11 protein-coding genes and 1 riboswitch are annotated in these 14294 nt (G+C 49.8%); of the genes, 2 read left to right on the top strand and 9 right to left on the bottom strand.

Annotated features, from left to right (window positions below; translation table 11 throughout):
• Nucleotides 1-71: 71 nt before the first annotated feature.
• The 4 genes from H6F76_RS29045 to H6F76_RS29030 all read right to left on the bottom strand — a co-directional run bounded on the left by H6F76_RS29045 (nt 72) and on the right by H6F76_RS29030 (nt 4938).
• On the bottom strand, nt 72-2525 hold the full coding sequence (locus H6F76_RS29045; protein ID WP_190513593.1) for a cellulose synthase catalytic subunit: 2454 nt from the start codon (nt 2523-2525) through the stop codon (nt 72-74).
• A gap of 385 nt (nt 2526-2910) precedes the next feature.
• Nucleotides 2911-3435: a hypothetical protein gene (locus H6F76_RS29040; RefSeq protein WP_190451297.1), complete on the bottom strand. Its 525-nt coding sequence runs from the start codon at nt 3433-3435 to the stop codon at nt 2911-2913.
• A gap of 186 nt (nt 3436-3621) precedes the next feature.
• On the bottom strand, nt 3622-4245 hold the full coding sequence (locus tag H6F76_RS29035) for a biopolymer transporter ExbD (protein WP_190513592.1): 624 nt from the start codon (nt 4243-4245) through the stop codon (nt 3622-3624).
• Nucleotides 4246-4296: 51 nt separating this feature from the next.
• The gene (locus tag H6F76_RS29030) at nt 4297-4938 is read right to left on the bottom strand and encodes a MotA/TolQ/ExbB proton channel family protein (RefSeq protein WP_190513590.1); all 642 of its coding nucleotides are present in this window, start codon (nt 4936-4938) and stop codon (nt 4297-4299) included.
• 469 nt (nt 4939-5407) lie between these two features.
• Here H6F76_RS29030 and H6F76_RS29025 point away from each other — a divergent pair, with 469 nt between their 5' ends.
• Nucleotides 5408-5722 (top strand): YkvA family protein, encoded by a 315-nt coding sequence (locus H6F76_RS29025; protein WP_190513588.1) that lies wholly within the window; start codon nt 5408-5410, stop codon nt 5720-5722.
• A 185-nt stretch (nt 5723-5907) separates the two neighbouring features.
• Here H6F76_RS29025 and thiC read toward each other — a convergent pair whose 3' ends face one another.
• Both thiC and H6F76_RS29015 read right to left on the bottom strand, forming a co-directional pair.
• Nucleotides 5908-7284 (bottom strand): phosphomethylpyrimidine synthase, encoded by a 1377-nt coding sequence (thiC, locus tag H6F76_RS29020; protein WP_190451288.1) that lies wholly within the window; start codon nt 7282-7284, stop codon nt 5908-5910.
• A 7-nt stretch (nt 7285-7291) separates the two neighbouring features.
• Nucleotides 7292-7387: riboswitch (TPP riboswitch) on the bottom strand.
• A gap of 68 nt (nt 7388-7455) precedes the next feature.
• Entirely contained in the window at nt 7456-8247 is a 792-nt protein-coding gene (locus H6F76_RS29015; RefSeq protein WP_190513698.1) for a WecB/TagA/CpsF family glycosyltransferase, read from the bottom strand.
• Between the two features lie 1013 nt (nt 8248-9260).
• On the opposite strand from H6F76_RS29015, the gene H6F76_RS29010 reads away from it, so the two are divergent.
• Nucleotides 9261-9533: a MoaD/ThiS family protein gene (locus H6F76_RS29010; RefSeq protein ID WP_190451285.1), complete on the top strand. Its 273-nt coding sequence runs from the start codon at nt 9261-9263 to the stop codon at nt 9531-9533.
• Between the two features lie 76 nt (nt 9534-9609).
• Here H6F76_RS29010 and H6F76_RS29005 read toward each other — a convergent pair whose 3' ends face one another.
• From H6F76_RS29005 to ppk1, 3 genes are all read right to left on the bottom strand, one after another.
• Nucleotides 9610-10671, bottom strand: a complete 1062-nt coding sequence (locus tag H6F76_RS29005; protein ID WP_190513585.1) for a D-alanine--D-alanine ligase family protein — start codon at nt 10669-10671, stop codon at nt 9610-9612.
• A gap of 42 nt (nt 10672-10713) precedes the next feature.
• Nucleotides 10714-11901 (bottom strand): sulfate adenylyltransferase, encoded by a 1188-nt coding sequence (gene sat, locus H6F76_RS29000; RefSeq protein ID WP_190513583.1) that lies wholly within the window; start codon nt 11899-11901, stop codon nt 10714-10716.
• Nucleotides 11902-12136: 235 nt separating this feature from the next.
• Nucleotides 12137-14293: a polyphosphate kinase 1 gene (gene ppk1 / locus H6F76_RS28995; protein WP_190513581.1), complete on the bottom strand. Its 2157-nt coding sequence runs from the start codon at nt 14291-14293 to the stop codon at nt 12137-12139.
• Nucleotide 14294: the final 1 nt, after the last annotated feature.

Genomic DNA, 14294 nt, shown 5'->3' with positions numbered 1-14294 from the left:
ACGGCTCCAAGATTTTACTGAGCTTTTCAGAAGAGAAATTAGTTTTGTATCCCTTTGTAACGATGATCGTCCTAACCTTTTGCTACCTCGATTGCTCGGACATCGATCGTGCGCTCGAACAACACTCGTGGTTTCAGCAAAATTTTGAACAGCAGGAGCAACGATTGCCACTCTCCAGGTGTTTTACGTCGCTTCCACTGCCCCGGACGGCAGTACAACATTTCCACTAAACAACGCTGCTGTTGCAAATTCATCGGCTCAAACACAACCCGCACCGTCGGAAACTCATCTTTGACACGGCTGCGAACTGCTACACCTTGCAGCGTCAAGCCTACTTCCATAATTTCTAGCGTTATCGGCAGCGTGTCTTCTGCTCTCAACGTCGGGAAGCCTGCTTGCGTCAGAGCGACTTCGGCTCCACCTTCAGAAATCATTGTGGTAACGCCCCAGAGGGTAAGGGGAGAGGCGAGAGGAGAAAGAGAGAGGGGACGGGGAGACGGGTGAGCAGCAATGGGAGTACTTGTAGCATCGCCGCCATAGGTTGCCCTAGGATATGCTCCCCAGTTTCCGGCTGCAATGTTGGTTATATCCTTACGTGGCTGCCTTTCTGTCGTTGCATACTCGTCGATCGACGGCAGCAGGCTCATCCGCACAGTCCGGCGCAAATCAAACCAGTCATTGGGGTCAGGTTTAGGAACATCTAACAAAATCAGCAGCGCGATTCCGATCATCACCAGGTTATAGCCACTCCAGAGCCAACCTAGCCCCAACCCTTTCAGCTCTGGCGCAACGGTGACTGACCAGCCACTTACCAGACACAGACCAAGATTGCGCCATAGGCTAATAGCGGTCATCACAAACAGTACGATGAGGGGCAATGCCAGGTTCCAGTTAAAGGAATAGCGATCGCTCGCAGTGCCCTTTGGTGTCACGTTGAAGCCCTTAGAGAAGGGACTTAGCATAACCTGAATCACCGTCATCGCTAGGGGAAACGTTAATACCAGTGAATAGATATCCGAGAGCAATGCTGATCGTGAGTGGTGGTTAAGCCACGAAAAAAGCGTGAGCTGCACCACATAGTAGGGCAAGAAGAAATACAGCACCTCCTCCAGCGTTGCCCGCAATGGAATCACGCCCAGAAATGAAAATGCTAGCGGCACCATTAGATAGCCCACGCGCGAAATGCTGGTAAACCAACTCAGCAAACCTTCCAGATGCGCCAGACGTTGCAGCGGTTTGAGTCCGGGAATGGTCAGGGGATTGGCTTCAATAAAAAATGCCTGGAGTGTACCGCGTGCCCAGCGGAGTCTTTGCGCCGCGTGAGCCGCCATATTGTCTGCTGCCAAGCCTGCACTCAGTTTTTCATCCAGGTACAGTAGTTGATAGCCTTGCGCTGCCAGCCGAATGCCTGTGAAATAATCTTCACTCAATGAGTTTGTGACAAAGCCCCCAACTTCTTGAAGGGCGCTGCGCCGCACTACAAACGATGTGCCTGCACAAATCACGCCCCCAGCCCCATCTCGAATTGGCTGAATTTGTCGATAAAAGACTTCTTCTTCTGGTATCAGAATGTCTTCTAACCCAAGATTATGGGCGATCGGGTCAGGATTATAGAAACTCTGCGGTGTTTGCACCAGGGCAACCTGTCCATCCTGAAAGAAGCCCACTGTGCGCGTGAGAAAGTTACGAGTAGGTACAAAGTCAGCATCAAATACGGCAATGAGGTCACCCTGAGTCCGAGGCAGTCCTTCTGGTGTGCTTGACAATGCGTAGTTTAAATTCCCTGCTTTAGCATAGTGGTTGTTTGGTCGCGCAATGTACTCACAGCCGAGTGATGCTGCCAGCGCCTGCATTTCGGGTCGCCGCGTGTCGTCTAGCAAATAAATCCGCTTGTGAGGATAGTCCATCGCCTGACAACCCATGATTGTGCGCCGCACGATGAACACTGGCTCGTTATAGGTCGGTACTAAAATCGCTACCGTCGGGGTGAACCGTCCTTCTAAAACAGCAACAGCGTGACGATCGGCTTCGCGTCGACGGTCTTTAATCCGCAGCATCAAAAAAAGTTGAATGATGCCACCAACCAACATAAGCATCTCTAACAGAAACAAGCCCAGACTAAACACGCCATTGAGCGGATCAGCAAGGTTGAGGGTTGATAGCGATCGCCATGCAATGTACCGAAACGTCAACGTCAATAAAATGCCGACTACGATCGTCCGCGACCAACGGCGGGGTTCTGGAGACACCCGCATGACCACTAAAGCGACTAGCAAGAGGATGACTGTTGGTGCCAGTAGGTAATGCATTGCCAGCATCGGCACACCCACCCACAACGGTGGGGACTCTTGCAGCCAGTTCAGTCGAGCAAAGATACGATCGATGCTACCTTCTCTGGCAAACCAGGCAGCGCAAACTCCCGCTGCCAGCATGACCGTACCAAAAAGCACCAACGTTGCTGTACGAGGACGAAATTGCTGCTTAAAGCCTTTTGAAGCTTGATGCTTAACTTGAGAGATCGCCATCGGTTACTCCTCCACCAAACTCAATTGGGTAATGTTTCAACGCAATGTAGAAGCAAAACGATTGGCTTTTTGTCATCTAGGCACGGTTGCTAGTATGGCAACAGCCCAGATTAGACAGAGCGATCGTCTAGTAGCATCCACGCGTCGAAACGTTTCTTAATGTAGTTAATAAAGATACGATTGTGAATCCTATTCAGATGTTTAAAGTGGGCAGTTTGCGAGATTAACTACTCTAAATAGCTGCAAAGGCAATAGCCGTGGGGCAAACTGTTTTTAATGCACAACAAAAAGACTACTAAACGCACTGAGGTTTAGTAGTCTCTTGCTTAACAGCAATCTGCTATGGGCGAGGGTTACTCGCTAGCTACGATCGTTAAACGATGTTCTATTTGCCATCGTGATCTGCGTCACCAGGAATTGCCCGTTCTGCTCGATCCCATGCATCACGAGTAGCATGCTTTGCCTTTTCCCATGCCAAGCCTTTGCCGCCATGACGTTCTTCGTAACTTTGGCGCAGAGTAGGTTCAGCTTGATCATATGTCAAGCCACGATCAGAATGGCTTGAATAACCTTCATAACCAGTGCGATAAGCAGGTTCGTAGTCAGTATAGTCGTGGTCTGGTTCAACGTAAGGGCGAGACGCATAGTGTTCACGCCAATAAGCATCTTCGACTGTAGGGTTGACCCGTTCAGCTACACCTTTACCTGCTAACCCGCCGCTGACTGCGCCAACGACTGCGCCGACCACAGCACCAACTGGTCCACCGACTGCGCCACCAATTGCCGCCCCAGCAGCACCTGCTCCAGCCGCGCCAACACCAGTGCCAACTGGATGAGCACCTGTCTGACCTGTCAGCGGATCAAGATTGGCATCAGGCTCATTAGTTTTTCTAAGGTTGTCGTTATTCATCACACGTGACCTCTCAGCTAGTTTGGCGGCAAGACTTGTTAGCTCACCGATACTCAAACATTAATGGTGAAAGGCTATAAGGATGTGTACCAAGAGTAAGAACCCTACCTCAACACAAAGGAACAGATTAGCGGTTAAACGTTAACTCTTTAGATCCTTAGCAGCCGAAAGCTAGGGATCGCTTCCTTAGGGACTCGTCCTGGGTGCAGGAGTACCAGGAATGCTGTTACCAGAAGGTTGTCCAGATTGTCCAGACGCAGGCGGGAACTGATACTGCCCTGGATCAAGCGTTTGATTTGGAGTGGGTGTACTAAAGATGCTAAACGGATCAGGTGTCGGCGTAACAGTATTGGGGGTAGCTGTTGGAGCAGTTGGAGCAGGCGTTGAGCCAGGAGGCTGATTAGCTTCAGCTGGCTGGGTTGCTAGTGCGACCCGATCGCCCCCAACCTGTCGCATCACATCCAAAATTTGCACCACATCGTTATAAAACGCTGTCTGGGACGCATTGAGTACCAACAGTCCAGCTGGGTTTTTCTGGCGATAATCCTGTAGCTGCTGATAAAGCTGTGTGCGATCGATCAATTGCTTATCAATAAACGTTTGCCCTGCCGCATTTACTGTTACCACTAACATCTGCCGCATCTGTGGCGTGCCCGTTGTAGCAGTGGGTAGATCGATGTTGATGCCTTGCTGACGAGTGAGCTGGAGCGCCGCCAAAATAAAAAACGTCAGAATGCAGAAGATGACGTCAATCAACGGAATAATTTGAATCTGGACTTCCTCTGCTGGCGTATCAAGGTTAATTTTCATGTTTAGTCCTTAGAGAAATCACATTCCCAATCCACATGTAAACACGCTGTTCTACGGGTGCTTACTCCTCTGATCAATCCAGTACTGGCGGTAAAGCAGTTCTAAATCATTCCCAGCTTTGCGAAAGATCTTCACCTGGTTAAACAAGAGACCTTGAAACAGTCGGTAAAAGATCAGACTCAAAATCGCGACAATTAGTCCGGCGGCTGTACTAATGAGAGCTTCGCCAATCCCTGCTGTCACACCTGCCGTTGAAGCAGTGCCGATATCACCAAGACGGATTGACCCTAACGAAATAATCAGCCCAATCACCGTGCCCAGTAGCCCCAATAAAGGAGACAGTGCAATCACTGCTTCCAGCACCTTGTCGCCCCGACGCATTGACGACAGTTCCTCGTCTGCTGTCGTCTCTAATGCCAGTCGAAACATCTCTGGATCGGCATTTTCAAGTTGTAGTGGATTGTAGAGAAACCGCCCGATCGGTTGCTCACGTGCCTGTTGCGCAATATCCTTGGCAGCACCCCAGTCCCGCCGCGCTGCATCCAGTACACGATTGACAATTTCACGTTCCTTAAGCAGTACACTCGTCCAGAACCAGGTCCGCTCAATAATGACACTGAGTGCCAGAATCGAGAGAAAAAGTAAGGGCAGCATTGTCGAACCGCCCTTTTGAAAAATTTCTGCAACACTCACAGCTTGTTCTACCCTCCAATAGGTTCTCTACCTCAGCACTTCGCTTTACCTTGTAGTAAAGCGCCTTATTAGCAAATCTGAGGCTACTCAATTCTAAGGATTTAGTACCTCATTCAAGCAGACTGATAAAACTTCAGTCAAAACTAGACGAAATGTTGTGGGTGCAACTCTGGTCTGTGAGGCGAGGGATTAACCGATAAGCGGCTGATACTAAGCAGCGTATTAGCAGGCAAGTTAGAATAGCCGCCTCATAGCAGTTCTTGCTTACCTTAGTACGCCCTAGCCCCTACACTCTTGCTTGAGTAAGCTGCACGGTGCTCTACGACTATCCAATGGTAGATTCTGAGCACGCTCGCTGCCGTTATCGTTGTACCGTACTGACGCTCTCCATCATGTGGGGAGGTTATCCACACCAGAACTCTTTGAGGCGATCTGCCAAGATTTAAATGTAATTAGAGGAGACACACTGATGAAGGACTCGATCACAGGCTGGTATCGCAACGTTATTCGCAACCCCAAGTATCGGTGGTGGATCATCGCCGGTTCGTTGATTTACCTCATTAGCCCATTCGATATTTCGCCAGACTTTATTCCGATCGTAGGCTGGATTGATGACGGTTTGATTGCTACCCTCCTGGTTGCCGAGCTGTCAACTTGGGCACTGGAGCGGCTAAAAGTAAAAGGGCGCAAAGCTGAGGAAACGGTACAAACAGCAGATGCGGCTGTGCCAGGGTATAAATCAGAGACAAAAACGGTCGACGTCAATGCTGTATCAGCTGAGTAGAATAGACGCTTTTCGGCTGAGTTTAGTCATGTTTTTGCAGAAACTTAAAAAGCAGAGGTGCAACTGTTCGTGCTGCCTCTGCTTTTTGTTGCGATACTCTCATAGCCTGCTTTTTGGCTTAGGGCTATTTGAGGTTTGAGGAATCCCTGGACTGGGTTTAGGAGTTACCGTTTAGCTGTTAGTTGCTACTGAACATTTGCTACGGGTTCCTTTGCCAAAAATTTCTCCAGTTCTGTTAACGCTTCGGCATCGACTTTAGTCTGCATTGGGCAGAACTTTGGACCGCACATAGAGCAGAACTCCGCAGTTTTGTAAATGTCTGCTGGCAGCGTTTCGTCGTGGTACTCCTTAGCACGCTCAGGGTCGAGCGATAGCTCAAACTGGCGATTCCAGTCAAAGTTATAGCGGGCTTTAGACAGTTCATCATCGCGATCACGTGCCCCTGGTCGATGCCGTGCAATGTCGGCAGCATGAGCCGCAATCTTGTAGGCAATCAAGCCATTCCGCACATCTTCGGCATTGGGCAACCCAAGATGCTCTTTAGGGGTGACATAGCACAGCATAGCTGTACCATACCAGCCTGCCATCGCTGCACCGATCGCCGATGTAATGTGGTCATAACCTGGTGCAATGTCCGTCACTAGTGGACCCAGGACATAGAAGGGCGCTTCTGAGCATTCCTCCATTTGTTTCCGCACGTTGAATTCAATTTGATCCATCGGTACGTGCCCAGGACCCTCGACCATCACCTGTACGTCATGCTCCCAGGCTTTACGGGTTAGTTGTCCTAGCGTTTTGAGTTCGGCTAATTGCGCGGCATCCGAAGCATCATGGGCGCAACCAGGTCGCAGCGAATCACCTAAGCTAAACGAGACATCGTACCGCTTGAAGATCTCGATAATGTCCTGAAAGTGGGTGTAGAGCGGGTTTTGCTGATGATGGTGCAACATCCAGCGTGCAATAATGCCACCACCACGCGACACAATGCCAGTTAGTCGATCGCGCACCAGTGGTAAATGCTCGATTAAGATCCCCGCATGGATCGTCATGTAATCGACGCCTTGCTGTGCGTGCTTCTCAATAATGTGCAGAAAGTCGTCAGGGGTGAGTTTTTCGATCGTCCCATGCACACTTTCTAGAGCCTGGTAGATTGGCACAGTGCCGATCGGAATCGTTGATGCCTCAATGATTGCAGTACGGATCTTATCTAGATCCCCACCGCCTGTAGATAAATCCATCAACGTATCAGCGCCATACTTCACTGCTAAGTGCAGTTTATCGACCTCTTCCTGTAAGTTGGAGGAGTTCGGTGACGCACCAATGTTTGCGTTGACCTTGCACTTAGAGGCAATGCCGATCGCCATTGGCTCTAGATTTGGATGGTTAATGTTGGCAGGGATGATCATGCGACCCCGTGCCACTTCTGCTTGAATAAGGGCTACTGGAAGCTTTTCCCGCTGCGCTACATACTGCATTTCCTCTGTAACCAGCCCTTGACGAGCGTAGTGCATTTGGGACACATTGCTTTGTCCGCGTCGTTTAGCGATCCACTCTGTCCGCATATTCGATTCCTCAGATAAACAGCTTCCCTCCGCTGGTATTACCCAGTCTCAGGTTCTAAGGGACTATCTCAGCCTGCATTCACAGGCACCCCTAGCTTGGCTGCAATTCTATCACTCTGAACGAACAAGGGTTGGTTTGTAGCGAAAAAGTCAGTGAAGTTTTGCTGCTATTTAGGCTTTGGTTGTAACACGCCTTTTTAGAAGCAGGCAGTTGCTAGTGACCTTAACATTTACTGGGGTGTCCATTCTGCCTACGCTTTCAACGCTCGGTTGGGGATAGATCCCAAGCTTTTGTTGCAGCAGCAACCAGAAGAACGGTAGATCTTCAATCAGGTAGCGCTTCCAGAGGCGCTGCGGGTCGCAATAAATCCTAAACAACCACTCTATGCCCATCTGGCTCATCCACTTGGGGGCACGCTTGGTGACACCTGCTTCAAAGTCGATCGTGGCACCAACTGCCAGGAAGATCTTGACATGGTGAAGTTTGTGCTTGTACTTGTAAATCCATTTCTCTTGCTTCGGCGCGCCAACACCTACTGCAAGCACGGTTGCTCCAGATTGGTTAATCATCTCAACGATTTCCAGGCACTCCTGTTCGTCCTTCTCGAACCCAAAGGAGGGAGAATGTGTACCAATCACAATGTCTCGATTGATTTTGCTGTTAATTTTACTTCCAGCTTTTGCGGCAACTCCCTCAGCACCGCCGAGCAAGAAGACAGTAATGGCATCGTTGTCTTTATGGAAGTCACAGAACCTGGGGAAAAAGTCAGAGCCAGATACTTTCTCCTTAAACGGAGTGCCCAAAAAGCGCGAAGCGTACATCAAAACCTGACTATCGCAAACCTTGTAGTCAGCAAGTGCGTAGATTTTAAGAAAGTCTGAGTCTGTCTGTAGCTTCATTAAATGGTCAACGTTAGGGGTGAGAACCACACCGCTATGCAGTTGCTCCAGAAGCTCAAGCATCGATAAGTTGTCGATGGCAAGGTTAAGGATATTAATTTTGCTGCGCTGGCTGGCTGGCTGTAGGCAGTTGCTTTTATTGAGCTGTATTTGCTCAGCCAGCGTGTCTTCCGGCGCTTGTATGTTAATTGCCCGATCCTCGATCAGAGTTTGTCCAAGACGCTGCCATCCAGCTGCTCTAGATTGCTGACGTTGCTTCTGCAGTGCTCGATCAAGTTGACCTCGATTCGTCAAGCGCTTTTTCAGAAGAATAGATCCTAAAGATTTTTCAGTCATTTTCTTCAGCCGTAATTGATGGAGTCGTCAACTTTTTAAAAACAGGTCGTCTACTTAAGGCTCTCAACACTCAACTAGATTCTTGGCTGAAAGGCGATCGTTTGTCGTTGCTGCTTGGAAAAGGAGGCTAACAGGGTTAAGCGGTTTAGCAATCAGCGATCGAGAAACGTAGGCTGCTCTGGATAGAATCTTTAAGCATCATCATCAGGAGTTTCGATTGTGTAAGTACGATCGTTCGTGAAGTACACCAGCGCACTGCAAGACAATTTCATTTGAGAATATGTGTGTTGGTAAAGCGAAAAGCGTTTCAAATTAGTCCGTAACACACTAAATATAGAATGAGTCAAACAAGCTGTGCTGCTACACCTGCGCTGCTTTACAGAAACATCACTTGACACAGCGCAATGTTAAGCTCTCTCTTCACTTTCTTGTAGTGTTAACTAACACAAGCGATGGGGGAGCGTTGGTATGACTAGGTTGTCTGAACGCAACGTAGGGGATCTAGATAAGCGATAAACTGGATAATGATTGAATACTATATTTTTGTCTTTATAAGAAATTGCTAATTCTTTAGGGTTTAAGCTGATTAAAGCTACATTCAGTAGAGAGAAAAGTTGCAAATCTATCTTTCGGCATAGATTGTATCTTGCCTTTAATTGCAAATTACGCAAGGATTTCTACAGCCTGCTTTTGCTATTGCCTTAGCCCCTGTTACTGTTCTACGAGGCTGAACTACTTTTATGTCAACCGCTACAATCACGGTTACAGTCAAGCTGTTTGCGGCATACCAGGAAGCCTGTGGTGTTTCAGAAATGCAGTTGGAAGTTGAGCAGGGTGTAGCCGTGATGGTTGTGCGCGATCGCCTTATTGCTCAATACCCACAGCTTGCTCAGTGGCGTGACTTGACCCGTTTTGGAGTCAATCTTCAGTTTGTTGAGCCAGATACACTGATGAATGATGGCGATGAAGTGGTGTTGATTCCTCCAGTCAGTGGTGGCGGTGTGGAGGGATGAGGGATGAAAGTCTTGAGGGCGTTTCAACTACTGATTCCCCTAAGGCTCTTGTTTGATGCCTTTTGCCTTCTACCTCTTAACCATTGCGATCGAGTGCTAACTGCACCAGGCGATCGACCAATTCCGGGAAGGTGATGCCGCTGGCTCCCCAAAGCCGAGGATACATACTAGTAACTGTAAACCCTGGCATTGTGTTGATTTCGTTGATGAAAACATCTCCGGTTGCTTCGATGTAAAAGAAGTCTACCCGTGCAAGACCAGCGGCATCAATGGCAGTAAAGGCTTGAATTGCCATGGTCTGAATTTGAGCAGTGACAGCTTCTGGCAAGGCAGCAGGAATAATGAGGTCGGCTTTACCTTCGGTATATTTCGTTTCGTAGTCGTAGAAATCGCTCTGGTAAGTAATTTCGCCAACGATCGAGGCTTGCGGTTGCTCGTTGCCCAGTACAGCACACTCGACCTCTCGTGCGACTACGCCTGCTTCGACAATGAGGCGGCGATCATAGCTAGCAGCACTATCTAGAGCCGCTTCGAGTTCGGCACGACTTCGGGCTTTAGAGATGCCAACGGAAGAGCCGAGATTAGCGGGTTTGACAAAGCAAGGATAGGCAAGCTGGGCTTCAATGTCGTCGCACAGTTTGGGATAGATGCAGGGATTTGACCAGACCTGAGAGCGACTAACTGCCATGTAGTTAACTTGAGGCAAGCCAGCTTGAGCAAACATCGTCTTCATGGCGAGCTTGTCCATGCCGATCGCTGACCCCAAGATGCCAGAGCCAACGAAGGGGGTCTGCATCAGTGTTAACAGCCCTTGTACAGTGCCATCTTCGCCGTTCGGACCGTGTAGCACGGGAAACCAAACATCTACGCCACCAGCAGTTGGAGGCAAGTGCCAACGATCGACGGGATCGCTAGAGGCAAGATCGGATGAAAGAGGCTGACCAGAGGTAAGTACCTGTTGCGCGATCGCGCTGTCGCACCACTGCCCGTTTTTCTGAATGTAAAAGGGTAGGAGCGTATAGGCGGCGGCATTGCTACCAGCGCTAAGGGCTTGGGCGATCGCTCGTGCGGAGGCGATCGACACTTCATGTTCTCCAGAGCAACCGCCAAACAGCAGCCCGATCGTACGCTTTGTCATGTCACCCTCTCACTCCTTTACACCTTTACCTTCACGCCCTCACTAAATCTCATACGAAAGCTCCGGCAACTGCATTGCTCTTGCTAACTCAGCAGCAACTTGTGGACGGGAGAATTCAGGTGGCGGCAGTTCACCCCGACGCAGCAACTCTCGCACTTTCGTACCAGATAGATGCACGCGCTCTTCGCGGGTACTGGGGCTGGTTTTTGTGGTTGCCATTGATTCGGTTCGCAGGCAGTAGAAAGCATGTTCAAACTTCATTGGGGCAATCCCCAGTTCTGCTGGTTCAAATTCGTCGAAGATGTGTTGCGCATCGTAAGTGCCGTAGTAATCGCCCACACCAGCATGATCGCGCCCAACAATAAAATGAGTGCAGCCATAGTTCTTGCGTACGAGGGCGTGAAAGATTGCTTCACGAGGTCCGGCGTAGCGCATAGCAGCAGGATTGATTGCCAGGATGACGCGCTCTCTAGGAAAGTAGTGCTCTAGCATGATCTCGTAGCAGCGCATTCGTACGTCAGCAGGAATATCATCTTCTTTTGTTGCGCCTACGAGAGGATGGAGAAAGAGCCCATCAACCGTTTCGAGCGCACATTTGATGATGTACTCGTGGGCGCGGTGGATGGGGTTGCGCGTTTGAAACCCTACGATCGTTTTCCAGCCTTTACCGTGAAAGAGCGATCGTGACTCTAGGGGATCAATTTGATAAGTGGGAAACAACGTGTGAGGGTTGCGCTCTAATAGCCAAATTTCACCCGCTAAGTTAACAGGTCCTTGCCGATATACAACCGAAACACCTGGATGCTTCTCTTCATTCGTGCGATAGACGAGCAATGCCTCATGACGCTTGTCGTAGCGGTATTTTTGGGTGAGATGCAGAACGCCTACAAAGCCATCGTAAGGGTTGTCCAGGCGGATCAGGCTGCCTTCTTTCAGTGGAGCAGCTACATCTTCTGATACGGGTAGGGTGATGGGAATCGACCAGGGCAACCCGTTTGCCAGGTGCATATCATTGACAACCCCGTTGTAATCGGCTTCGTGCATAAAGCCTGTAAGGGGACTAAAGCCACCGATCGCAATCATCTCCAGATCGGAAACCGCTCGCGCATCTAGTTTCACTCTAGGCAAAAAGTCAGCTTTGTCGAGAAACTCTGCCCTCTGTTGCGGATTAGCGATGCGATTAATCAGTTGCCCACCGTGGGGAGCAATACTGTCTGGATGCTGGCTCATGGGAATGGGAATTAGTAAATTGCAGCGTTCTGCTTCTGTTGATCCATCCTACTAGGAGTCTGTCAATTTTGATTTGACGGCTAGAAGATCACAGCCAGTTTGACCCTACAGGGCTTAAGTCCTTGCTGCCGCATTTTGTGCTGAAAGAAGACAACTTTTTCAGGTACTGTTGCCTTAGCGGTCGCAAACGCTTTGAGCTTTGATCGCTATTTATCTCTCGCCTAGCCCCTAGTCCTTACTGCTGACGCGCCATTTCCATGAGCGTACGCTGAGAGCTTTGTTCAATAACGCCGACAGCGGGACGACGCTGAATGTAATGCCCATCGGCTTGCAAGTCCCAGGCTTGTCGGTTATCGGCAAGGAGGATACCGAGGATTTCTTGCAGGTCTTTGGCGATCGCTGGATCATCAATCGGCACCACGGCTTCGACACGGCGATCCAGGTTGCGCGTCATCCAATCAGCACTGCCGATGAAGACTTCTTCGTTGCCGTGGTTATGAAAGTAGAGGATACGGGAGTGTTCTAAAAAGCGACCAACAATGCTAACAACGCGGATATTTTCGCTGATGCCTGGTAGCTGCGGGCGCAAACAGCACATTCCACGCACAATCAGGTCAACCTTTACACCTGCCTGAGAGGCTTCGTACAGGGCAACAATCATCCTAGGATCAACCAGCGCATTCATTTTGGCAACAATGCGGGCATGGAGTCCGTTTCGGGCGTGTTCGCTTTCACGGTGAATGAGGGCGAGCATACGATCGCGCAGATTAACTGGAGCTACCAGCAGTTTGCGGTAGGTCTGCTGCCGCGAGTAGCCCGTCAGATAGTTAAACAGCTCAGTCAAATCTGCTCCTAACTCATCACGGCAGCTCAACAGCCCAATATCAGTGTAAAGGCGAGCCGTTTTGGGATTGTAGTTTCCGGTGCCAATGTGGACATAGCGGCGGATGCGCCCCTCTTCGCGCCGGACAACTAGCATCACTTTGGTATGAGTCTTCAGCCCAACCAAACCATAGACGACGTGAACACCGACGTTTTCAAGTTTACGCGCCCAATTAATGTTGTTTTCTTCGTCGAAGCGGGCTTTGAGTTCTACTAACACCGATACCTGTTTGCCATTTTCGGCGGCGGTAATGAGTGCATCGACGATCGGTGAATCGCCAGAGGTGCGATAGAGTGTTGTCTTAATCGCCAGCACGTCTGGATCGTGTGCTGCCTGAGTGAGAAACCGCTGCACCGTATTGGAAAACGACTCATAGGGATGATGCAGCATCAGATCTTGTTTGCGGATGATGGCAAAAAAGTCGTCTTCTATTTCTAAGGAGCTGCTGCCTTCGATAGTGCGCCGTAAGCGAGGGGGGAGCGCCGATCGCCAGACAGGATCTTTCAACTCTGGCAATGGTAAGCCAGTGAGCGCAAACAGATCGCTGAGGCAGAGCAAGCCTTCAACTTCATATACATCGTTCTCGCCCAGATCCATCTCCTGACGCAGCATCTCGCGTACTACTTCAGGCATTGAGGCATGGACTTCTAGCCGAACGATCGTGCCACCAAAGCGGCGTTTCCGTAGTTCTTGCTCGATCGCCAGCAGCAAATCATCTGCTTCATCCTCTGCTACTTCCAGATCACCATCGCGAGTAATCCGAAATGGGTAGTACTCCAGGATAGTCAGACCAGGAAACAGGCTCTCCAGGTTGTGAGCGATCACCTGTTCTAACGGTACGGCTGTCCATACAGCAGGCACATCTTTTTGCTGTAACCGCAGGTCTTCTGGCAGCGGCAAGAAACGCGGCAGAATTCTGGGGACTTTAACTCTGGCAAACAGTTCCTCACCGTTAGCAGGATCTTTAATGACAACAGCTAGATTGAGACTAAGGTTGGAAATGTAGGGAAACGGATGCCCTGGATCGATCGCCAGCGGCGTCAAGACTGGAAAGATTTGCTCATCAAAATACGTTTGCAGGTAGCGGCGTTGTTCCTGGTTCAGGTCAATGTAGTCCAGCAGGTACACCCCTTTTGCTGCAAGCTGAGGGCGTAGGGCTTGCTCAAAATGACGGTGCTGTTGTGCCACCATGGGACGCAAGCGCTGACCAATTAGCTCTAATTGTTCTTGGGCAGTGCAGCCATCTGCCGATCGCCGTGTGACCTTAGCTGCCACCTGCTCTTTCAGCGCTGCCACCCGTACCATGAAGTACTCATCCAGGTTGGAGCTAAAAATCGCCATGAATTTTAGCCGCTCTAACAAGGGCGTACGCGGGTCAAATGCCTCATGCAATACTCGATTGTTAAACTCTAACCAGCTAATTTCGCGGTTGAAGTAATACTGAGGCTCAGTCAGGTTAATTTCAGTTGGAGCCTCTTTCACCGTTACAACTTTTTTGCGCCTGGTCATG

It is taken from the genome of Leptolyngbya sp. FACHB-321, assembly GCF_014695975.1.
Taxonomy (GTDB): domain Bacteria; phylum Cyanobacteriota; class Cyanobacteriia; order Leptolyngbyales; family Leptolyngbyaceae; genus Stenomitos.
Note: the sequence above shows the minus strand (reverse complement) of the source record. Positions and strands in the feature narration are given on the sequence as shown.

Coding starts and splice junctions, on each gene's coding strand:
- H6F76_RS29005 (WP_190513585.1), bottom strand. CDS start 10,671: ATGACAAAGCGTACGATCGGGCTGCTGTTTGGCGGTTGCTCTGGAGAA.
- ppk1 (WP_190513581.1), bottom strand. CDS start 14,293: ATGACCAGGCGCAAAAAAGTTGTAACGGTGAAAGAGGCTCCAACTGAA.
- thiC (WP_190451288.1), bottom strand. CDS start 7,284: ATGCGGACAGAGTGGATCGCTAAACGACGCGGACAAAGCAATGTGTCC.
- H6F76_RS29010 (WP_190451285.1), top strand. CDS start 9,261: ATGTCAACCGCTACAATCACGGTTACAGTCAAGCTGTTTGCGGCATAC.
- H6F76_RS29045 (WP_190513593.1), bottom strand. CDS start 2,525: ATGGCGATCTCTCAAGTTAAGCATCAAGCTTCAAAAGGCTTTAAGCAG.
- H6F76_RS29025 (WP_190513588.1), top strand. CDS start 5,408: ATGAAGGACTCGATCACAGGCTGGTATCGCAACGTTATTCGCAACCCC.
- sat (WP_190513583.1), bottom strand. CDS start 11,901: ATGAGCCAGCATCCAGACAGTATTGCTCCCCACGGTGGGCAACTGATT.
- H6F76_RS29035 (WP_190513592.1), bottom strand. CDS start 4,245: ATGAAAATTAACCTTGATACGCCAGCAGAGGAAGTCCAGATTCAAATT.
- H6F76_RS29015 (WP_190513698.1), bottom strand. CDS start 8,247: ATGCTTGAGCTTCTGGAGCAACTGCATAGCGGTGTGGTTCTCACCCCT.
- H6F76_RS29040 (WP_190451297.1), bottom strand. CDS start 3,435: ATGAATAACGACAACCTTAGAAAAACTAATGAGCCTGATGCCAATCTT.